Origin of the sequence: Cupriavidus sp. IK-TO18, assembly GCF_015549295.1 — a bacterium.
Taxonomy (GTDB): domain Bacteria; phylum Pseudomonadota; class Gammaproteobacteria; order Burkholderiales; family Burkholderiaceae; genus Cupriavidus; species Cupriavidus oxalaticus_A.
Map to the genome: position 1 here is coordinate 108,162 of NZ_JADGMP010000019.1, position 22,486 is coordinate 130,647.

Consider the following 22,486-nt stretch of genomic DNA (forward strand, 5'->3'; position numbering starts at 1 on the left):
GTCTGCAACACCTGCCACCAACGATCATGAGACTCGCACCACGTTCCCATCAGCACGAAGCCATCGTTGATGTGCTACATGGATTCCAGGCCCACGACCGGGGACAGCTTATTATGGCGTGTGGGACCGGCAAGACGCTTACGGCTCTTTGGATAGCCGAGGCGTTGAAAGCGAGGCTAACTGTAGTCTTCCTGCCCTCGATTTCCCTCGTGGAGCAGTTTGCGCTCTCTTGGCGCGAGAACGTTGCCGACTCCAGTGGTTTTGACGCCTTGTGCGTCTGTTCCGACGAGAACATATCCCGCAGTGACCAAGCCGATGACATCAGCGTTGATTCTCTTCAAAGGTGTGGGCTGGCGGTAACCACCGAAAGCAAAGAAGTCAGCCGATTTATTTGCCTTTCCGGACCTCGGGTTGTGTTTTCGACCTACCACTCGGCACGGGTGATAGCTGCTGCGCAGGCACTGGCTGGCGCCCCGGACTTCGATCTGATGGTATGCGACGAGGCGCACCGTTGTGCTGGAGATGCACGATCACCATTCGCTGTCGTCCTAGATGGCAACCGCATTCGCGCACGCAAACGACTCTTCGTCACAGCCACCCCTCGGGTGCGCGGAAACGCAACTCATGATGGCGCGAGAGCATCGGGCATTGTCGATATGGACAATGAAACCGTATTCGGGCCGCGCTTCCATACGCTTCCCTTTCGGCGTGCGATTGACCTTGGCTTGCTGTGCGATTATCAAGTCGTCGTCGTTCTGTCAAACAGTGAAGACCTTCGGACGGTCGTTGAACAGGACGGAAGACAAAGGCCTGCGGCCGAATCGGACAAGCTTTTGGAGGCCGGCCTAGTTGGCGTGGTTAAGGCTCTAGGAGAATTCGGACTGAGGAAGGTAATCACATTTCATCATTCCTTGAGTAAGGCAGCTCGCTTCCAGCGAGACATTGGCGCCGTTGCTGACGCTATGCGGTCCATCGGAAAGTCCCAGGTTAGGGTGCATGCGTCTTTCGTCTCCGGTAAGATGAAGGCCCATCAGCGCCGGGCGATTCTGTCTCAATTGGCTTCGGCTCCTCATTCCGAGCATCGGCTCATCACGAATGCTCGGTGTCTGACTGAGGGCATTGACGTTCCAAGCGTCGACGGCATTGTGTTCGTCGACCCTCGAACTAGCGAGATCGACATCGCGCAGGCGCTAGGTCGGGCCTTGCGTGTGAGCTCTGGCAAGTCCGTGGGCACTGTCGTGTTGCCGATCCTCGTTGGGGAAGGCGAGTCGCCGGAGGATGTTGCCAAAAGCACCGATTTTCGTTCCATTTGGCGCGTCCTCGCCGCGTTGAGAGCGCATGACGAAGAATTTGCCGCGGGACTAAACATTGCGAAGGCGTCGTCGCTCACTGGCAAGGCCGGCAGTGCTTTTGATCCACTGGCCAAGGTGGCTATCGTTGGTGGCAAGCACACGAGAGAGATTGCTGACATCCTGCGCCCCCTTCTGGTCCATGATCTTTCTGACTCCTGGGAGGCTGTGTTCGAACTTGCGCGGCAGCGCTTTGAGCGGTGTGGTGACTGTAATGCTGCTGGACATGAACTCTGGCCGCAGAATTCGACCAGTGGCTTCCCGCTGGGTCGCTGGATTGCAGGTCAGCGTGACTATCGAAATAAAGGTCGCATGTCCATGGAGCGTGCGAAGCGTCTGGAGACCATCGGCATCGATTGGAAGCCGACTGACAGCAAATGGCATTCGACTTGCGATGCGGTTATCCGTTGGATCGATGCCAACGACAACGGTGTAGTTCCGGTTGGGACGACTTCGGATGACGAGTTGCTAACCATCGATCTCGGGCTATGGGCGACCGTACAGCGGCGGCACCATCGGAATGGCAACCTCTCGGCCGACAAGGTGGCGAAGCTGACCAACGCCGGGTTCTCGTGGGACCCGTTGAACGATGCTTTTGAGAAGGGCTTTCGTGCGGCTGCTTCGTGGGCCGAGGAACACGGCCATTGCAATGCGCCGCAGAGAACGGTGCTCCCGAACGGATACCCCTTGGGCGCCTGGATATCATCCCTCCGATTGGCACAAGCTAAGGGCACGCTGCCAGTCGAAAGGCAGCTGCGCCTCGACGGTATTGGCATGCAGTGGAACTATCGAGATTCCCAATGGGAGGAAGGCTTCGCCGCTGCCAAGGCATGGGCCAGTGTTCACGGCGATTGCAACGCCCCAAAACATTCCACCTGGCCCCGCGACGGTTCTAAGGGCTACAAGCTAGGCAATTGGATAGGCACCCAGCGAAAGCTCTACGGGAGGGGAGAGTTGGACGCCGCGAAGGTGAAGCGCCTTGAGGGTATTGGCATGCGCTGGGACGTGAGGAAGGAGCGGCACGATGCTGCATGGCTCAAGGCCCTGGACCGTCTACATGCCTACCAGCGGGCTCACCGAGGTCTGTTGCCTCCTATGGCATTTTCAAGCGATGACGGGTTCGCACTCGGAATGTGGCTGCACGTGCAGCGAGACAGGTGGAGGAAAGGCACGCTGGAAAAGAACCGCGTGGAACCTCTCGCCGCAGCGGGCGCGTCGCCTGAGGTCAATTTGCGTGGCCCGCGCACGAAGACCAAGCGGACTGGCGAGAAACTGCCCCGTAGCTCTCCACCCGTGATCGCGCCTGTGGCCGAAATCGTATCCTCGGCCATAGTCGTGGGCGCCGCCAGTTCGGCGCCGGTGATCTGGGCCCCTGCTCCCGACAATGGCTATGTATGTGCGTCAGAAACTTCATTCTCAGACGCACGGCCAGATCTATGGATTGGTCGCCGTTCCCGGCGCCACCTTCTGCGAAAAGCCGTGGCCATTGGAGAATGAGCGTCGCGGCCATCGTCGCAGGTGGGCTGTCCCCGTTCCGTCAGACTTGCTCATTCTTGCTCACACTTGAACGAAGCTGACTTTCTGCTTCACCGAGGCCGGTTTCGCCGCCGTCTTGCGACGGCGGCCAGAACCTTCCGCTCCACAGACTGACACCGTGAAACCACGGCCATAACCTCTAGGTTCTCTGCGGCGTTCCCGTCGCTGTCGTGGGTCGCACCGCATGCCGGGCACGTCCACTCACGCACCGACAACGGCAATTCATCGACCTTGAGTCGACGCGGCGCGCATATTTTGCTACTGGCGTAGAAGCGGTCGGCCACTACGACCTGAGCGCAGCGGCGCTTGGTGTTGATCGGGGCATTGCGGTGCCCCGTGTACACCAGTGCTGGACAGACAGTGGCCCTGAGTCCCGCACAGCAGCAACGGATTCAGAAGAAGGAGCGCGCCCGCCAGCGCTGGCAACGCAAGATGGCGCGCCGGGTAAGAGGCTCGTCAGCCTGGCGCAAAGCCAAACAGCCAAACACAGGACTTCGCGCATCGGACGAGTTACCGCCTAGTGACACAAGACGGGATTCCAGTGATTCCCCGGGCATTCTACCGCCGTAATACGGCAGCAGAGATACCTACTATGGGGCCAGGCAACGCGAAGCGCCCGCACGTCCTTTTGATAGTTCGCCTATGGCCTGCCCTGGTCAGAATGCGGGAGTATCTGAATAACAGGCTGGGAGCCCGTTAGGTCACCCACTCGCGATCCACACGAACCGAACCGAAATCTCGGCTTGTGGCCGTCGCCAAAGCCTCGATGTGGCCGGCGGAGGCAGCTACCGGCCGCGAGCGTGGCGTTCACAGTGAGTCGCCGACTTAAGTCAAGTCAACTTCTGGAACCGCCCTGGTGCAGAACCGCATGCTAGCGGTGTGGCAGAAGCGCGGCCTGCAACCGCCCGTACTCCGACCCATCCATTGGCGAATTACCGTCGGTTGGACCGCGGAGCTCACCGTTGGTGAACTATCAAGTCGCTCGTCAGCAAGCATGGGTGAACTATCAAGCTTTCCAGCATTTTCATTGGTCAACTATCAAACCTGACGGCGGAACAATGCTGCATGCGGCACTTTTTGCTGACTAACGGAAAGCTCAGGCGGCTCGTCCGTCGAAAGCTCACGTTTTCAGTGCGTCTTTTGATATTAGAGCGATGCGTTGATGGTAGATGTACTCAAAGCTTCTTTACTAGCAAAGAGTATGGCGAAAGTGAACGCTCACGTAATGGCATCGATGAGAACATTGAACTTCTCGCAGAATGCCGGCGCGGAAGCCGGCGCAAGGCAGGTAATGTCGTTCCCGCCCCGACAGGATGTGGATAAGTCACAGCATGGGTGAACTATCAATAGCAAATCGGCGAGTCGCCAATGGTCAATCGCCGATCCACCAATAGCGAAATAGGCGAACTATCAATAGCAACTCAGCTATGTTGCTATTGGTTATTCGCCAACTATCCACAGGCCTAACTATCTGTTTTTTAAGGACAAATCGCCGTCCCTAATCAAGTCTTAATGTATACCTTTAATCATATGGCAGACGAGCCGCCCTGGCTTCCTAATAGGCGTGAGTGGCGGCTACGCCGCAATGATAGATTTCTTCCAAACCGTTGGTGAACTATCAAGGTTCATTGGTGAATTACCAATAGTCCTTCCTTGACAGCGGTATACACCCCCCCATAATGCACGTCAGACATTGCAGCGGGGAACTAATGGAGCACCCTTCACAACCGGACGAGCACGAGTTCGAGCTGGTCGCCGAGACAGGCGACGAACAGAGCACAGGCCGTTCAGCACGTTCTGCGCGAGCAGCTGGTGCAGGAAAGCGGGTCTCCTCCCCTTCGGGCTTGCTAGACGCGACAGCAAAGCTGTTGTCCACTGCAGCGACCCGACGCGCGAAAGGAGTCGTCAGCGCCCATATACCCTTGGAGCTGCCGTTTTGGAACGAGGAAAAGCGAGGTCTCCCCAACCCGCTTGCCCGCGGAGCACTGTTCACTGCTGCCAAAGACAACAACCGCGAGTATTACAAGGGCACGAAGGTAACAACGCTCGCAAACATCGACATCATCTACAAAGGCGAAGAATTGCGCCAGGACGACATGAGTGTCCTCCTCACAATCTTCCACCTTGCACGGCAACGGCCACTATCCAAGGATGAGCCTGTCGAGTTCACGGCCTACAGTTTCCTGAAGGAGGTCGGCTGGACTATCAACGGACAGGAATATAAACACTTGCAGGAATGCTTCGACCGCTTGTCTGCGAACCAGGTGAAGGTCCTGGCTGACGGTGGTAAAGCAGGCTATGCGGGGTCTCTTGTGCGCTCCTTCGAATGGCGCGATTCCAACGGCAAGTCGCTCAGTAAGTGGAAGGTTTGGCTCGAACCGAAAATCGCCGGCCTGTTCACTCAGGATTCCTTCACGCTCATGGAGTGGGCCGATCGCAAGAAGATTGGTCAGCGCTCTCCCCTTGCACTTTGGCTGCACACCTTTCTCTCGACACACCGCGAGCCTATTCCCCTGTCGGTCGAGAAGTATCGCGAGCTGAGCGGGGCAAAAGAGAAGTCCCTGCCTGGCTTTCGACTACGGCTCAAAGCGGCGCTCAATCGCCTCAAGGAAAGCGGACTTATTGAGAGCTTTGAGCTGAGGAACGACTTCGTCTATGTCACTAGGTCGCGTCCGAGATTGCCGAAGGTCTGAGAAGCTTGTATGGTCGCCCTGGGGTTACCCCGTCGCCCCGCTTCTTCCAGGCCGAAATGGCGCTTGAGGGCTGCCGGCGCTTGGCCCCGCTTGATATCCAATTTGTCCCACTCCTTCCGGTCGGCGTTTGCCATGGGATCCGCCCAGCGAACTGGCCATAAGGGCCGTTTTCCCGGTGGTGGCAGGGATATTTTGGATGCGACTTAGGACGAATGCAGGAGGCTTCGAGCTTGCGGCTTTGAGAGCGCGTTTAGCTGGTAGCTATCAGCTATCCTTTCTTGGCATATAACGAGCTTCCAAAGCTTCAACAGCCCGCTCCAAGAGCGCGCCTGCTGGAATATCCAGCGAATCGGCCAGCGCATAAAAGCGCGCGATGGTGTCGGCGGTCGCTTTGATATTCAGCTGCTGGTTTCGCCCCGTCGTATAACGACGCTGCTTCCGCACAGGTCGACTTTCAGCCGCGGCCTCTGCTGACTCCAAGCGCCGTGAATCTCGGCTTACAAAGCCGTTCGCTTTTGCCAGTTGTTCAATCTCGGCCCGCGCGGGCCTGGGCTTTTCTTCGGTTGGTTTGACGTCGAAGTCCTCAAGGGCGTCAAGTGGATTGGCTCGGGTCATTCTGCAACCTCCTTACGCGTTTCGCTCTTGGATGCGCGCAGTAATTCGACCATCTCCCCAGCGAACGCTGCAGCGTTTTCAATGGCTTTTTCGACGTTTGAAACTTCCGAGCGGCTGAGACCAGAGAGCGTTTGACGGTACGAGAACATGGCCTTGTATGCGGCTCGCTCATTCAGCTCGGTCTTAAAGACCGGGATGTTTGCCTCGGCGAACGTGCGCCGGATATGGGCGGTATCTCGACTCTGGATCGCTACCGACGTGCGGGTGAAGAGGACCGCGTACGGTAGGTTGTAATCGGGCTTGTGTTTCTGGATACCGCGTTCATGCGCGCGAATCAGGCGAAATGCTCTGCCCGCCTGCTCAGCATCCAGCTGAGAGCCCTGTGTCGGTACAACGACAAAGTCTGCCTCGCTGATTGCGTGGGCAACGATTGTTGCTGCGGTTCCCTCTAGGTCAACGATTACAAACGCGGACTTCTTTGCGGCTTCGTAGATCTTCTCGGCAATGTCCTCTTCGGTGACGTCCGAGACGATCGTCATGGCTTCTGGCGCGGCGCCGTCTTTCGCCCAGGTCTTGACCGGATGGTTTGGATCGGCATCGATGACCGTGACACTCTTTCCGCGCTCGGCAATTTGTGTAGCGAGCACCAGTGACGAGGTCGTTTTACCTGCACCCCCCTTAGGGCTCACAAAGACAATTGTTGGCATCGCGTTGCTCCTCCGGCGTTAACTGGATAGCTGGTAGCTACCGGCTAGTGGTGGTTAGCCGGTGGCTATCAAGTAGCGGATAGTATATCTGGTCGCTACGTGGCTATCCAGTATCTTTGTGGTATCTGGTAGCTATCCGTCTTTGCAAGCTGGTACCAGTACGCTATGTGTAAGCTATCAAACAGCTATCTAAAACTGGCTCTACTACATTGAATTTAAAAGGATTGTGTGAGATAGAGCGTATCGCTGAGCTAGCCAATAGGTATCTGATGGCTAGTGAAAAGATACCTTTCATCTGGTGGCGACTGGGTTCAGAGTGTGGGGGATTTGCATCAAATTTAGAGCTACTAGATAGCTATCGGATATCGATGCTAAGGGATGCCGCGGGAGGACTTGACTGCCTAGCGGCCGGAGATCGAACAGATGCGGCACACAGCAATGTGTTACCAGAAAGCTATCTAGTTGCTATCCGATACTAGAAAGCTATCGGATATCGAAAGGGTATCCTGATGCTTCCGATGGTCCGCCTCGGTCGGTGCCGGACACTCTCAACACCCGATAGCTGGTAGCTAGCTGGTACCTCTGTATCCCTGGGTCGAGCTGTCAAGACTGCCATTCGGCCTGGTAGCTATTAGGTAGCCGAAGGGCGGGCGGATTGCTGATGCCAGATGGCCACGCCAAACGGTCGCTTTGGACCAGCTCATCGGCGCGAGGATTCAAGATGTTTTGTTGGCTATCCGATAGCTACCAGCTAACTTCCCAGTTAGGGCCGGAACGGATGGCTGCTATTCGTGCATTGGTAGGGCGGGCGCCGTGAGGCTCTGTGCCGAATCGGAGAGCAAACCGGCGATGATCTTTGATGGCTCGCATTGCCCTTGCCCCCACCAATTGCAGAAACTTGACCCGCCGCGCCGCGCAGTGGATAACGTCAGCTTTCCGCCAATTGCGAGGAGAAATGTTGACCTTCAGTCCGCCCTGGATAGCCGCCGGTCGTCGGGTCTATTCGTGGCAGCACCCACTCACCAGGCACGTTATTGCCTTCGCTGTGTTTTCCGTTGCCGCATGGTTTCACAGGTACACGCTGCTTTGGTTTGACCGGGAGTTTCCGCCTTGGGCGATGGTGGAGTGTCTTCGCGCGCTTGAGCGGTTGGTTCACCCCGACTTGCCGGCTTGGATTGAACATGCAGCCACCGGCCTGTGGATCGGGTGGGCTTGCTTTATCTTGCTAGCTGCGGCGGCATGTTCTGCGGCAGCATGGGAGGCGGGGAGGGGGTGGGGCTGGTTAAAGCGACCGTGGCTGGCGCGGCGCACGTGGTGGGTCCGCGCTGCTGCCGGACTAGGCTGCGCGTGGATCGCCTATCAGGCGACGCTGCTGAGCCCATATTCGCATTTCGAATATTGGATCGTGTGGCCGGTCGCAGCATTCACCTTTTTGTTGGGCGTCTATTCGCCAGAGGGTTTCGCCTATGCGATTCGCCGACCAGACATCGCAGTCATTGCTCTTGGCTTGCCAGTCTGGCTCAAGTTCTGTTTCGCGTGGGAAGTGAAACAATGGTGGACATGCAAGTCGACCATTCCTGAGTCAGCGCTCCAGTTAGCAATCTCCGGGACAGGATTTCTCGCCACGGCATTCTATCTCCGCAGTGCGCTGTCCCCACTAGTCCTTCGAGGTGAGGAACATGCTTCGGTGTACTTGCCCCAGCAGCGAGCAACAGTACGGCGGCGTCGGCGCCGCCGCCGAATCCTGATTGAAAAGTGCTTGCGTCGCGCTGGGAAAAATTAGCGCGGCGTCGGACACCCGCAGGTCGGTCAGGCGATATCAGATTACCATTCGCCGCCGAACGATATACCTCCTGCGGGCCGCGACAACCCACTCAAGTGGTGAAGGGTTCCAGGAGCAGGGCTCATGGATCCGTCGTCGACCTCCATGGGCGATTCGGCTCAAGGCTCGCGTGGGAAGGTTCCGCATGTCCGGTGACTGGGCTTGCCTTACTGGCAGCTTTGTTGTCGAGCAAAAGCGCCCCTTCCCATGGGGGAGCGGTGTCCGGTTAAGATTCCAGTCGGCTAGCCGGTAGCTATCGGATACCAAACAGTACGCCGCGTTGTCTCGCTTGGCGGTTATATACTGAAAATCTCTTTGCTCGGTCGCTTGGCGCGCAGCCACGACGCTGCGGCAGCCATTTCCACCGACAACCAGCATAATTAAGCTGGCAGAACGTCGGTCGGGCATGCTGATTGGCCACGAGTTTCGGACTTCTCAGGCATTCTTGAACTCGGCCCAGACCTTCTGCATCGCTGCCATCCGGCGGGCCTCTTCGGTAGTGACGTAGCGCGTGGTGGTATCAAGCGAGGCGTGGCCGGCATTCTGCTGGACAACCTCAAGCGGCGCGCCTGCTGCCAGCGCATGAGAAATGTGCGTGTGCCTTAGCCAGTGCGTGCTGGCAGTGGCCAGATGCTCTGATGCGCGTTCATCAGTGGTCTGCAACGCCGCCGCACAGGTCGCGAAGAAGTTCTTCAGCTGCTCGGCCAAGGTGTTCGCGCTGACGCCGGCGGCAGGATCCACCGTCTGCTGGCGCGCCCATGCGGCCCGTTCGCTCACATCGATGGCCTGGCCGAGTAGGGCGACGCCGCGTGGTAGACGTCCTTTGGCGGGGTCAGCCTCGAAGCCGCGGCTGGCCAGATAGTGGCCCAGCCGGTCGACCACGGCTGGAGATACCGGTATGCGCCGCAGCTTGGTTCCTTTGCCAAGCACTTCCAGCCACCAGCCTTCGATACGTTCGGCGGTGCCGGGGCGCGGCAGGCTTACCCATTCTAGATGGTCGGTGGTCGCCGCAACGGCTTCGGACAAGCGCAGGCCCGTGGCATATAACAACGGCAAGGCAAACTGCAGCCGGGCATTCGCGGAGGTCGGCGGCAGCGCTGTGAGCTGGGCCTGGACGAATTCCCATTGTGCCTGCGTGAGGCTGCGGCCCACGTCCAACTTGGGAGTCGCGCTGCGCGGTGCGTGCACACCATGCCACGGGTTGCCCATCAGATAGTTCTGGTCAACCAGGAACCGGTAGAGGTTGTTGAGCACACCGAGCGCGTAGGCCTGGGCCCGAAGCGACAGTGGCCCTTCAAACGGACGCCAAATGGGGCTCCAGCGTTCGCGCGAGCGCGGCGCACACCAGTCGGTGGGTGGAGCACCAATGAAATCCCGGTAAGCAGTGCAATCCTCGTGCGCCATGGAGGACAGCGGCTTGCCGCGCACCAGAACCGCCCACAGCAGAAAGCGCTCCGCTTCCTTACGGTATGCGCGCTGGGTGTGCGACAGCGTCTGCAGCCAATCCCGCGGGCCGGGCGCGGTGCTGACATCGCGACGCCGTTCGCGTAGCCGGGCGACCTGCTCGGGCGGCAGGCCCGGCTTGGCCCGCAGCCAGGCCAGCACGGCCTCATAGTCGTTGTGGGCGGAGAGCAGGCATTGCGCCTGCGGGCGGCGATAGATCCCGTTGCGGCCGTCCAGCTCGGCCGGTACCACCAGCTTGTCCAGTGGCACCAACGCCGTGGCGGGCGGTACCACGCGGGCCAGCTCGTGCGCGTAGCGCTGCCGGCGCGGCACGGCCACATGTTGGCCGACGCGGCGCGTCAGGGTTTCGGCATGGGCGGCGAGAAAGCGCTCGACCGCACGGGCCTTACCGGCCCCGATGCCCGTCAGAGCGCGAGTCCAGCCGTTGCCCAGCCCATTGATACGGTCGACCAGGTCGCCGACGGTGGCCACGCCAGCCGCTTCCAACCGGTCAACCAGGGTGTCGGCCAGCCATGCGCGGCAGCCGTCATCCACAAGCACCGGGCGCGCGTACAGGCTTTCCAGCCAGTCGATGGCGGCCAGCTGCCGCGCCATTAGCGCGGTGCGCTTCTTCTCGCGCACCAGTGCGGCGCCGAACTTTTCCTCATAGGCTGCCAGCTGTTCGCGCTCGCTGAACCCGTCCAGGCCGGTTGCCGCGGCGAATTCCTCCAACGAGGGCAGGCCCAGCCCCGGGCGACCGATCTGGCGGAAATCCACCTTGACCAGTCGGGCAGTACCGGGACGCTCGGCGCGCACGGCGGCGGCGGCCAGTTCGGCGCGCAGCCAGGCCGTGACCCGGCGCACCTTGGGGTGAGCGGCGAACGCGGACGCGCCATCGCCGGCGGCGGTGAGCGCATTGGCCTCCGCCTCGATTTCCCCTTCTTCGGCCAGGTAGCGCTCCCACATGGGGCGGGCGTTCAGCCCTTGCACGATGGCGCGCAGAAAGCCGAAGTGGCCGCGGTGCAAGTGCCGGCGGGTGACGGAGCGGCGCCGCCGGCGAACCGGCGATGCGTTGGTCGCCGGCGCGTCGGCTGGGGCGCTGTCACTGTGATCGGCCGAGGCCATGGCGGTTCTCCGATGAGGCTGGCGGGCCAAGTGCTGGGCGCCGCTAAGGCCAGTCCTGACGCGGGTTCGCGCCGATGGATCACATTCTAATGCCAAGTGTAGGATTGTAGGTACGTTATGCGTACCTTATTTTGTTAGTCCATGATAAGAAAGATTATCAACGACTATCAAAAATGGCTTGAATCGGCCTCGGAACGGAAATGTGGCGTATAAGGTACTCCTGCCTGCGGCGTCCCGACTCTTCCATGTCGGTATGCGATCATGTCGCACTACCCGACGGCCGCCGTAAATCCATGACCCGCCTGCGCAAAATCGAGATCCGCCACTTTCGTGGCATCGCACACTTCGTCTGGTGTCCCGGCCCCGGCCTGAACGCGTTGATCGGTCCCGGCGATGCCGGCAAGTCGAGCGTGCTCGACGCGATCGATCTCTGCCTGGGCGCCCGGCGGACCGCGGTCTTCGGTGACGACGACTTTTTCGGCATGACTGTCGACCAACCCATCGTGATCGAGATCACCGTGGGCGAGCTCGACGACGCGCTCAAGAACTTTGAGGCCTATGGCCTGTACCTGCGTGGCTTCCGGGCAGAGGACGGCGCCGTGGTCGATGAGCCGAGGCGCACTGCGAGACCGTGCTGACGGTTCGCCTGACAGTGCAGAGCGACCTGGAGCCGCAATGGCAACTGGTGTCCGATCGCGCGGCTGCACAGGGGCTGACACGACAACTGGCTTGGGCCGACCGGCTGCGGATTGCGCCGGGCCAGCTCGGCGCCAGTGGCGACGAGAACCTGAGTTGGCGCCGCGGCTCGGTACTAAATCGGCTTTCCGACGAGAGGGCGGATGCGTCGGCCGCTTTGGTCCGCGCCGGGCGTGAGGCGAGGCTGCGCTTCGGTGACGACGCCCAGGCCCAGTTGGGGCAGGCGCTGAAGCAAGTGTTGGAAACGGCCAACCAGCTCGGGGTGCCGGTCGGAGGTCAAGTAAAGGCTCTGCTCGATGCCCACGCCATTTCGGTATCCGGCGGCGCCATCGCGCTACACGACGCCGGGGGCGTCCCGCTCAGGTCCCTCGGACTGGGCTCGGCCCGATTGCTGGTGGCCGGACTGCAGCGGGCCGCGGCGGTGGAGACTTCGGTCGTGCTGGTCGACGAGATTGAGACCGGGCTGGAGCCGCACCGGATTTACCGCTTGCTGGTCACCCTGGGCGCCAAGGAGGGGGTGCCGCCGCTGCAGGTGTTCCTGACTACCCACTCACCGGTGGTGGTGCGGGAGCTATCGGGCGCGCAACTCTACGTGCTGCGCCAGCACAATGGCGAGCATGTGGCGCTTTGCTGTGGCACCGACGACGACGTGCAGGGCACGATGCGCCGGCACCCAGAGGCTCTGCTGGGCAAGAGCGTACTGGTGTGCGAAGGCGCGAGTGAGGTTGGGTTGATTCGGGGGATGGATCAAGCGAGCAATCGGGGGTCAATCTCAACGTTCGGCGTGGTGCTGGTTGACGGTTCTGGATCGTCCGCCGTGCAGCGAGCACTGGCATTCCAAAAACTTGGCTACAGGGTTGCGCTCTTGCGGGACAGCGACGTTCCTCCCAAGGAAGAGGAGGCAGGTTTCAAAGCGGCCGGGGGCGAGGTATTCGCCTGGCGTGCGCCTAATGCATTGGAGGACGAACTGTTTCAAGCCCTTGGCGACGTGGCCGTCGCCCAACTTTGGGACTTGGTCAAGGAGCAGAACGACCCGGGGGTGCTGGACGGCCAACTGCGAACGGCAAGCGCCAACGCGCGCAACGTAGCTGCTGTCGATATGGAGATGCTCCAGCGGCCTGGGCCTGATCTGCGGCGCCTTCTCGGCAAGGCGGCGCGGTCCAAGCACAACGCTTGGTTCAAATCTGTGACCGACATGGAGAGAATAGGGCGCGAGATAGTGGCACGCGGCTTTGAACAGGCGGACCCGCAATTTAAGGCAGAGGTACTTCGCATCTTCGGATGGTGCTGGAATGGCTAGCTACGACCTCGACTTGCTCCAGCTGGCTGGCGTGCGGGTGGAAGCGCCGGCCGGTTGCGGCAAGACGCAGCTGCTGACCGACGCTCTTGCTCGTCACGGGCCGGGCAAGCCGATCCTGCTACTGACCCATACCAATGCCGGCGTCGCCGCATTGCGCAAGCGACTCGAGCTAGTTGGCGTCGATCCGAGCCGGTACCGGCTCGGAACCGTCGACGGCTGGGCGATGAAGCTCGTCGCGACGTTCCCGATGCGGGCAGGCCTCGATCCCGCCATCCTTGCAGCGCAGCGCCCGGACTATCCGGCGATCCGCGAGGCCGCGGCACGGCTGCTGGCGGGAGGGCATGCGGGCGACGTGCTGGCAGCGAGCTATGCGCGCCTTTGGGTCGATGAGTATCAGGATTGCTCGGTCCGCCAACACGCCATCGTCCAGGCCGCTGCGGTATTTATGCCCACCTGTGTGGTCGGGGACCCGCTGCAAGCGATTTTTGGCTTTGGCGGCGATCCGTTGGCATCCTGGCAGAACGATGTGTGTCAACATTTCCCGACAGGTCATACGCTTGATCGGCCTTGGCGCTGGATTAACGCGGGCGCTGAAGCGCTCGGACAGTGGTTGCTGTACGCGCGGCAGCTCTTGCTCAACCGGCAACCGATTGACCTAGCGACTGCACCCGCTGCTGTGCAATGGGTGCAGCTTGAGGGCTCCGCGAATGATCACGGACGGCTGCTCGCGGCAGCCGGCACCGCGGCGCCACATCGGGATGGCACGGTCCTGGTGATTGGTCACAGTACCAGCCCCCAGAACCAGCAGCGGATGGCCAGCCTCGTGCCCGGTGCCGTCACGGTCGAAGCTGTAGATCTGCGGGACCTGATCGACTTTGCGTCCGGCTTTCAGCTGCAGGCCCCGGACGCGCTCAGGCGCATCGTTGAATTTTCCGGCAGGGTGATGACAGGGGTTGGCGCAGCCGCGTTGCTAGAGCGGGTTGAGATATTGCGCCGAGGCACAGGCAGGCGCGAGCCGAGCCAGGCTGAAGCAGCGGCAACAACCTTTGAAGCAGAGCGCTCGCTCCCAGCCGTGAGGCGGCTTATCGAAGCGCTGCGCGAGCAACCAGGCTCGCGGGTATTTCGACCCGTCGTGCTGCGCGCTTGCCTGGAAGCATTGCGGGTAGCCGCGGGCCGCGGCGCGCCGACGCTGCAAGAAGCTGCGATTCGGATTCGCGAGCAAGGCCGCATGCAGGCGAGGGCGCTGCCACGGCGCGCTGTGGGCAGCACGCTGCTGATTAAGGGCCTGGAGGCGCACGTCGCTGTCGTTCTCGACGCCGACACGCTGAACGCACCGAACTTGTACGTCGCACTGACACGCGGATCAACGCAGTTGGTTGTGTGCTCACGCACTTCACAGATCGTTCCTCGCTGAGAGGATTGCGCGGCGAACCATCAAGAGTCGGGATGCCGCCCAGTGTACCCAGAAACTGTGAGACAGGCCGTAGCTTATACCCACTTACTGTGAGAATTCGACCCAGTTAGTTTGGGACAGTGCTGCGTAACCCATTGATTCGTCTGTGATTGGCCTCCCATTAACTTTGAGACTTGGAGAGGCTGGTCTGATCGAAATGCAATAGCCCCTAAAACATCTTCGGTGCGCGTGCCTATAGCCGGGCGGCGCAACCATGTTCGACGATGACAGCGGTGCGGATTGGGGCGCAGTGGATGAATATGGAAGCGAAGTTGTCCATTCCGCGCATCGTCAACCGTTTGATCCTGGCTAATTCGAACCGACAACTCATTTCCATTTGGGTTTCTTGGAACGAGGGCCAAAAGTTTGTCTGTGAATGACGAGTTCGCCCTTACCAACGACCAGGGGCGTCGCTTCATGAATCGGAGAAACGGAGGAATATTTGCCTATCACGTCTTCTGCGCCGCGACCCTGAGCTATCACTGCCTCATAGGCGAAGCGGCATATCTGTGCATTGATCATCTCGACAAATGGTTCATCCGCAGTATCCGCATGTTGCAACCCGAGTCGGCCGAAGACATTCTTGTACTCGTTCGATCCAATCAATGCAAGCTGAGGCGTAATAGGAACTGCGAGGAGAAGGGGGCCTTCCGGATCAATGGTGTAAGGCCGTTGCTTCTCGAACGGAATGGAAGGATCGAACCAGATGACCGGGTTGTCGCTTGTCAGAAACGGCACTTTCGTGAGGTTGTGGACGGCCGCGATACCAATACGGTTAAAGAGAGAGGCCATGCCATCGATAGTGGCCCGCATCGCCCAGATGCTTTGATGCGGGTCGATGGCCACCTCGACACCGTCAAGCGTCTCGCCAAGTCTCCCTGGAGGTGGAGGGAGGTTCCCGGAAGCCAGCATTACGCGCATGGTGCTCTTTACCGAGGCCGCCATCATGGCCTCCGCCAGATCGCGGGCGGCAGGTACCCGCGCGCGCTGAAGTGCTATGAAGGAAAAGATGCTTTCGAGACTATCGTTTATATTCGCGCGCTCGCGCATGCGTGAAACGATATCGGGCCAAGGCGATTCAATCGTGGAAAAGAAGTCTTCGAGCTTGTTATTATCGATACCGCCGTCTGGCAATGGCTGCGAATAATAGTAGCTCCGAAACTGCGTCGCGTCTGGCGCTACAGACAGTGGGCGGCCTGGGTCGTCCTTGCGATAGACCAAGAGCCGGCCATTGGTATCGACAAAGCTTTTGAGATACGCCTTGGGTACGAAGTGATGTCGCCGTTTTTGCATGAAGGTCTTAGATGATGCTTGTTAAGCAGAGGGGCGGCGTAACAGGCGACAAAACGCCGGAGATGGGGTCGATGGCGGCCAGCGGCATGAAGGCGATGATGTCGATCGTATGCTGAATGGCGTCAATCAGCTGGCTCTCTCGCTCTGCTCCTTTTACATCCAAGTGCCGAGGCCGAGGCGACTCTCGCGCGTCGCGTCAGTTCTTCGCGTCCATGATCGCGCAGGCGCGATGATCGTAGCGATATCGCAGGATGCTGCCGTCGACGATCAGCGGCACGGCCTGCTCGATGATGGAGAGCGGCAGCAAAAACCACTCGCGCGGCCGGATCGGCTTGCCAAAACGGTCCGTGATCTCGATGTCCAGGCGGGCCTGAGCGAAGAAATGATGGACTAGGCGCTCGAAAGCGTTGGCATTGAGGTTGATCGCCTCGTAGGTCATTACGGGCTTGACCGGCGCCATCAGGAATGTCGGATCGTCAACTGCGGCGCGAATGCGTGTGTCCAGGTTACCGGTGGTGAAGCCGATCTTGAAGAGTTGGCCGTCGAGCTTGGTGATCTCCGGGTGTGTCGAGAGGCTTTTGACCACGTAGATCAGGCCCGTGACGCGATCTTTGGTCGACGGCGGCAGGGCGACGGTCTGGGTCTCGCCGGAGCCGAACAGCGGGCCAGGATTGGGGTCCGAGATTCGGCGGCCGTTGGGGTCCTTGTAAAGCTCGGTCGCCAGCGAGCGCAGCAAGTTGTTGCCCTCTGTCTCGTTGTCAAAAATCAGCCGCAGGCGGGCGTTACGTTTGCCGTTGCGCACATGGGGATCGCGGACCTCGGCCACGTAGACCATCACGCCGTTGAGAATGAAGAACGTGCCGGCCTCGATGTCTTGCTCGTTGGCGAAGCGCATGCTGCGGCGCACCCCCGATGACAGCTCGGCGGCCGCCTTGTCGAAGAGCGGTCGGAACTTGTCGAAGTCCTCGCATTTGACGCGCTCGGACACCAGCTCCGCCTTCGCCGGAGTCGCGCGGACGTGGCGCATCTCAAAGATCCCGGCGTTGGGATCGTCGAGCAAGTCGTCGTCGCCGTCGAGAATGTGTTCGAGCGTCTTCGGCCGCGCCTTGGCGCCCTCGAGAAGCCCGTGGCGGTCGAGGCCTTCAACGGCAGCGTGCAGCGCCGGGTTGTCCAAGTAGGCCCGCAGGCGCGTTTGGAGCGTGCGCTCGGTGATCGTGATGCGGCGCTCGGCCGGCCCTTGGCCTGGCGCGAACCCCAGCTTGTCCACGAACGCGTTGATCTCCTCGAACTGCGCCTGCGCCCGGGATGCCTCGGTGGACGCCTTTGCCACACTCGGCTTGACATCGAGCAATCCCGAGCCATCGTCATCTGAGAGTAGCTCGTCGAGCGTCAACTTCTTGCTGACCATCGCTACTCTCCGGATGCCATGCGTTTGCGCTTGGCGTCGCGCAGCCAGGCGAGCGCCTCCGCCATGCGGCGCTCCAGCGGATTGGCTGAGCCCAGGCTCGGCTCGTGGCCGCGCTCGGTGTTGAATGCCTTGATCCGAGGGTAGAGCGCCACAGCTTCCTCTTCGCTCATGGCGATCTTGGTCATGGCGATCGCGCCGTGGATGGTCTTGAGCACGTCAGCCGTCACGGACTTCGACAGGATTTCGTAGGCCCGCTGAAACGGGTTGATCTGGTCGATGAGGTCGATCGTCAGCTCGTCGATGTTCACCAGGCGCTCCGCCATGCGGACAAAGCGCATGTCGCCCTTATCGTCGGGGCCAGGGCCATCGCCGGTCGGGCCGGCGCCACCGCCGCCGCCGATCTCGACCTGCGGGCTCTTGAAGACGCCATTGGCGACGACGGCCTGGCGCACTTCTTCGAGCTCCTGCTCGGTGAGGTCGGGATACTTTTTCTGGATCACACGCGGGATGAAGACCTCGCTCACGACCTCCGGTGCATATTCATCCGGGCTCATCGAAGCGCGCAGCACGGCTTCGTCCTGGAAGATCGCCGCCGTCAGGTCCGCGAGGTCCGACTCGATGATCTGGCGCGAACGCTCCGTCGACGGTTCGGCGAAGCCCTTGATCGCGATCACGGTCTCGCCCGAGTGGCCGTCATAGACGATGTCCACTTCCTTCGGCGTGCCGTCGATCTCGTCGCCGCCGTCCTTCGTCTTGAACTTGAAGTTGGGTGCGAGCACTTGTTCCATCAGGAGCGAGCACGCTATGGCCTTGAGCATGTTGTTGACCGCGTCGGCCACGCGGTCCTCCGTCGCGTCCGGCTCGGCGATGAGGTTGGTGAACTGGGCGTGCGCCTTGCCCGGTGCGTCGCGCGTGGCCCGACCGATGATCTGGATGATCTCCGTGAGGGAGCCGCGGTAGCCGACAGTCAGCGCGTGCTCGCACCAGATCCAGTCAAAGCCTTCCTTGGCCATGCCCAGGGCGATAATGATGTCGACGTCGTCGCGGTCCTTGATCTCTCGCAGGGCCGCCATGACGCGCTCGCGCTCGGGGCCATCATCGACCAGGTCGGCGATTTTGAGGACGCGGCCGCTGGGCTGCTGCACCAGGTGGAAGCCAGTTGTGTCGTCCTTGCCGACTACCGTACCCAGGTGATCGAGGATGCGATCGACCTCCGCGAGCTTGCCTTCCGCCGTGGCCTCGGCCGCGCGCACGCTGGGTATGTGGACGATGGTCTTCTTGTCGGGGTCGAGGATCTCGTTGATCGCCTCGACATAGCGGCCCCGGTAGAAGTGGTAGCCGATGCCGAGCGTCTTGAGGTCCTTGTAGCCGTTGAGCTGCTCGTAATAGGTGTAGGTGACGCGATTGAAGCGCGCCTCCTCCTCGGGGCGCAGCACCGGGGCGGCGTCGCCGCGGAAATAGCTGCCGGTCATCGCGACAATGTGCGCCTTGTCGCGCGCCATGAGCGCGCGAACGAGCTCGCCCAGGCGGCTGTTCTCGTCGGCGGAGGCGTGATGGAACTCGTCAATGGCCAGCAGGCATCCGTCAAATGCCACCGAGCCGAGCTGCTCGAACGCGAAGCGTAGCGTCGCGTGGGTGCAGACCAGGACCTTGGCATTGCCCGACATGAAGTCGGCGAAGGCCCTGGTCTTTTGCTGGCCGCCGGCGGAGGTTAGATTCCAGTCGGGGTCGACGACCCAATCGGCGAAAAAGCCGTCCTTGGTCAGCGGCGTCGACTTGAAGGAGGCTCCTATCGAACGTTCCGGCACGGCGACGATGGCCTTGCGCACGCTCTGGTTGATGATCTTGTCGAGGGCGATGAACATCAGCGCGCGGGACTTGCCCGACGCCGGCGGCGCTTTGACCAGAAGGTATTGCGAGTTGCGCTCGTCGAACGCGCGCGATTGCATCATGCGCATGCCCATGGCGTTCGTTGCCTGGCTCGCGCCCGATCGGTCGTATGTGACCTTGATGAAGTCCGTCATTTAAGCTGCTCCCAAGAGGGCCTTGGGCTTGTTGGCCGCAGTCGAGCGCTTGCGCTTGAGGGCGACGTATTGTTTGAACAGATACTCGAGGCGCTCGGTGTCGTTGCGGAAGAGACGGCCGATGCAGATGCGCTCCATCGTGGCGTCGAGGGCCTGGTGCGCCTCGAGGATGGCCTTGGGCATGGTCTTGGGGTTGTAGAGCCAACCGATCGTCTTGCCCGGAAACTGCTCGCGCGCGGCCATGATGGCCCAGGTGTGATCCTCCAGCTCTTGGATCTGGCTTTCGGAGAGCGCCGGCACCGGGAACGTGTGGTAGCCCATGGTGTTCGAGTAGCGGATGCGCGTCGTCAAGCCGCCGCAGACGGTCGAAACCCACTGCGCGTGCAGGCGCGTGGAGAGAATGGCCATGATGTAGGCCGAAGCCCCGTAGATCGCGTAGCAGGCGTTGCTTATCACCGTCGTGTCGCCATCGGCGAAGCCGATAGTGAAGTAGTCCCGGACCTCCGAGAAGTGGATGGGGACTAAGATGGCGTCGGCGCCGTAGTTCTGGATCTGCCGGAAGCGATGGGGGTAGGCCGCATACTCCTGCGTGCTCTCGGCATCGCTCTCGGAGCGGAATTTGGCGACGGCGTCGATGCGCTCGCGGATCGGCGGGACGGCGTAGGCCTCCTCGGCATCGTCATCGGCGATCCACAGGCAATAGCGCTCGATGCCCTTGATGAACTCCTGCGTGCCGTAGTAGCGGCGGATGAATTTCTCGCTCTCCGGGTAGCGGCGCACCAGCTCGTCCTTTTGGTCGGGCAGCAGGATGAGCTGGCCATCGTCCGTCGGCTTGTTGCCCCAGTCCATTTTCGGCAAGCCATTGACGGGGCGGCCCTCCTTTGTGACGATGGTGTCATCCATGTCGATCAGGTAGGGGCTGATGTTCTTGACCACGCGGGCGTGCTCGCCCGAGTAGAGGGTCTTCTTGGCTGCGCTCTTGGGCCGGATGCCAACGATCACGCAGGTCACGCCGGCGACGTGGGCCGCGTTATTGCGCCACTTGAACGCCTGGTGGGCGAAGCCTATCTCCATGTCTCGGCGGTGGATCAGCGGCCAGAGCATGGCCACTTGCTCGCCCTGGCAGATCGAGTTGGTCGCCACGAAGGCGCAATGCGCCGCCGTCGACTGCGCGTAGTCGGCCGCCTTCACATACCAGGCGGCGACATAGTCCAGGTTTTTGTAGCTCTTCGTCAGCGGCTGGAAGATCAGATCCATGTCCGCTTTCTGCGCGTCATCCTGCTGCGAGCTGCCGAGGTAGGGTGGGTTGCCGACGACATAGGTTTCGGTGTCGGCCTTCACCGGGCACGCCTTGAGCCAATTTTCATGCAGGGCGTTGCCGTGCACGATGTGGCCGCTGTCGCGCAAAGGCAGGGCGGGCGGTGCGGTGCCGAACTGCTCCTTGAACTTTTCGTTCATCTGATATTCGGCGATCCACAGCGAGAGTTTGGCCGTCTCGGCCGCGAAGTCGGCCAGCTCGATGCCATAGAACTGGCTGAGATGCACGCCCGTCATCGGAATGGCGCTCGTGCCGATTTCGCCCAGGCGCGCGAAGATGCGGCTCTCGAGCGTGCGCAGCTCGCGATAGGCGATGATCAGGAAGTTGCCCGAGCCGCAAGCGGGATCGAAGACGCGGATGCTGTAAATCCGTTTGAGCAGCCGCATGAGCTTGGCTTCGCTGTCGCGGGCCTGCTCGAACTCCTCTTCGAGCGAGAGCAGGAACAGCGGCTGAAGGGCCTTCATGATGTTGGGCACGTTGGTGTAGTGCATGCCCATGTCGCCCCGCATCGACGGGTCGACCACCGCCTGGATCATCGAGCCGAAGATGTCGGGGTTGATCGACGACCAGCGAAGCTCACCGCAATCGCGGAAGAGGCGGCGCGCGCGGCGCGAGAACGCCGGGATTGGTGACGTCTGCTGGAATAGGCCTCCATTGACATACTGGAAGCGCCGCGCGAACTCGGGGAGCGCGTCGCGGCGGTTCTCCGGCGTGGCCAAAGACTCGAAAATCTTCGAGAGCGTGTCGGCGAAGTCCGAGCCGTCATCGTTCGAGACGGTCAAGGCGGTGCGCGTGAACAGGCCCCGATCGAAGATGGAGGTGTCTTCCGCGAAGAAGCAGAAGAGCAGCCGCGTCATGAAGAGGTTGAGGCTGTGCGTTTTTGCCGGGTCGCGCCAGTCCGCATTCGCTTCCAATATCGCGTCGTAAAGCTTGGCCAAGCGGCCCGTGGCCTTGATGTCAGCCGGGTTCTCCGCCACGCCCTCGTAGCGCTCGATGCCCGCAAGAGGCAGGAAGAAGTCGAAAGCGTCGTTGAGCTTGTCGAACTCGATGTCGAGGGGAGTCTCGAGCTTGAGGTCGTAAGCCACGAACTCGAACCCGTCGGTGGCGGCCACGAAGCGCGGCGCGTTCTTCCCAGTGCCCACCTCCGCGATCATCGCCCGGAGTTCAGCGGGCGCCCCCTTTTGTTCTGCCGCGCGGAACAAAAGCTTGCGCTTCCAGTGGACTTCGCCGCGGTTCAACTCCTCATCGCTTCGCGACTGCTTCAATTTGGTGATGGTCGCCTTGGGCGCGTCATAGGCCACGATCAGGTCGAAGGCGAAGGTCTCCCGAGCGAAAGGCTTCGCCACCAGGTCTCCCAGTGATGTCTCGATCCCTGCGATGTTCATTTACGGTCTCTTTTTTGGTGTCCCCGGCTCAGGGCGGGCGCTGGCGCAACCGGCGCCAATAGTGTCAAAATTGTAACAAATGGTTGCCTCATGCCGCTTGCGCTGATTACTGTTCCGGCCCCCATGCGCTGTGGCCGCCGCTTCCCGTTTCATTGCCGCAACGGTGCTTCGCTCCAGTTCCTTCTCAGAACGCACCAAGCCGGCAGTGAAGCTTTGAGGACAGCCGCCGGGTCGTCGATATGGGTGACGGTGATGTGCGCCGAAAGGCGCCGTAGGGGGCGCAGGCGGGCGACTTCTGGGGGAGTTTATGTGATGGGCA

Annotated in this window: 12 protein-coding genes and 1 pseudogene; 5 read left to right on the forward strand and 8 right to left on the reverse strand. The window is 60.9% G+C overall.

Annotation, left to right across the window (positions count from 1 at the left end; genetic code table 11):
• Positions 1-26: 26 nt before the first annotated feature.
• Positions 27-2,846, forward strand: a complete 2,820-nt coding sequence (locus IPF36_RS16910) for a DEAD/DEAH box helicase (RefSeq protein ID WP_195429064.1) — start codon at positions 27-29, stop codon at positions 2,844-2,846.
• 89 nt (positions 2,847-2,935) lie between these two features.
• Here IPF36_RS16910 and IPF36_RS35085 read toward each other — a convergent pair whose 3' ends face one another.
• Positions 2,936-3,229 (reverse strand): zinc ribbon domain-containing protein, encoded by a 294-nt coding sequence (locus IPF36_RS35085; RefSeq protein ID WP_368671164.1) that lies wholly within the window; start codon positions 3,227-3,229, stop codon positions 2,936-2,938.
• A 1,365-nt stretch (positions 3,230-4,594) separates the two neighbouring features.
• Here IPF36_RS35085 and trfA point away from each other — a divergent pair.
• A complete protein-coding gene (gene trfA / locus IPF36_RS16920) occupies positions 4,595-5,578 on the forward strand; it encodes a plasmid replication initiator TrfA (RefSeq protein ID WP_195429069.1) in 984 nt (327 codons plus the stop codon).
• A 264-nt stretch (positions 5,579-5,842) separates the two neighbouring features.
• Here the strand turns inward: trfA and IPF36_RS16925 are convergent, their stop codons facing one another.
• On the reverse strand, positions 5,843-6,193 hold the full coding sequence (locus tag IPF36_RS16925) for a stability/partitioning determinant (RefSeq protein ID WP_195429071.1): 351 nt from the start codon (positions 6,191-6,193) through the stop codon (positions 5,843-5,845).
• The gene (locus IPF36_RS16930) at positions 6,190-6,900 is read right to left on the reverse strand and encodes a ParA family protein (RefSeq protein ID WP_195429073.1); all 711 of its coding nucleotides are present in this window, start codon (positions 6,898-6,900) and stop codon (positions 6,190-6,192) included. The genes IPF36_RS16925 and IPF36_RS16930 overlap by 4 nt, the downstream gene beginning before the upstream one ends.
• A gap of 859 nt (positions 6,901-7,759) precedes the next feature.
• Between IPF36_RS16930 and IPF36_RS16935 the strand changes: the two genes are divergently transcribed.
• Positions 7,760-8,683, forward strand: coding sequence for a hypothetical protein (locus IPF36_RS16935; protein WP_195429075.1), 924 nt, complete (start codon positions 7,760-7,762; stop codon positions 8,681-8,683).
• Between the two features lie 474 nt (positions 8,684-9,157).
• Here the strand turns inward: IPF36_RS16935 and IPF36_RS16940 are convergent, their stop codons facing one another.
• On the reverse strand, positions 9,158-11,290 hold the full coding sequence (locus IPF36_RS16940; protein ID WP_195429077.1) for a phage integrase family protein: 2,133 nt from the start codon (positions 11,288-11,290) through the stop codon (positions 9,158-9,160).
• A 293-nt stretch (positions 11,291-11,583) separates the two neighbouring features.
• Here IPF36_RS16940 and IPF36_RS16945 point away from each other — a divergent pair.
• Both IPF36_RS16945 and IPF36_RS16950 read left to right on the forward strand, forming a co-directional pair.
• Positions 11,584-13,286: pseudogene (locus IPF36_RS16945) on the forward strand (ATP-dependent endonuclease).
• Positions 13,279-14,700 carry a UvrD-helicase domain-containing protein gene (locus IPF36_RS16950; protein WP_195429079.1) on the forward strand — a complete coding sequence of 474 codons (1,422 nt, stop codon included), beginning with the start codon at positions 13,279-13,281 and terminating at the stop codon, positions 14,698-14,700. Before IPF36_RS16945 ends, IPF36_RS16950 begins: the two are co-directional and overlap by 8 nt.
• Positions 14,701-15,066: 366 nt before the next feature.
• Here the strand turns inward: IPF36_RS16950 and IPF36_RS16955 are convergent, their stop codons facing one another.
• From IPF36_RS16955 to IPF36_RS16970, 4 genes are all read right to left on the reverse strand, one after another.
• A complete protein-coding gene (locus IPF36_RS16955) occupies positions 15,067-16,032 on the reverse strand; it encodes a DUF4238 domain-containing protein (RefSeq protein ID WP_195429081.1) in 966 nt (321 codons plus the stop codon).
• 196 nt (positions 16,033-16,228) lie between these two features.
• Positions 16,229-17,440, reverse strand: a complete 1,212-nt coding sequence (locus tag IPF36_RS16960) for a GIY-YIG nuclease family protein (RefSeq protein WP_195429083.1) — start codon at positions 17,438-17,440, stop codon at positions 16,229-16,231.
• A gap of 2 nt (positions 17,441-17,442) precedes the next feature.
• Positions 17,443-19,464 (reverse strand): DEAD/DEAH box helicase, encoded by a 2,022-nt coding sequence (locus IPF36_RS16965; protein ID WP_195429085.1) that lies wholly within the window; start codon positions 19,462-19,464, stop codon positions 17,443-17,445.
• Entirely contained in the window at positions 19,465-22,167 is a 2,703-nt protein-coding gene (locus tag IPF36_RS16970) for a DNA methyltransferase (RefSeq protein WP_195429087.1), read from the reverse strand. It lies immediately after the preceding gene.
• Positions 22,168-22,486: the final 319 nt, after the last annotated feature.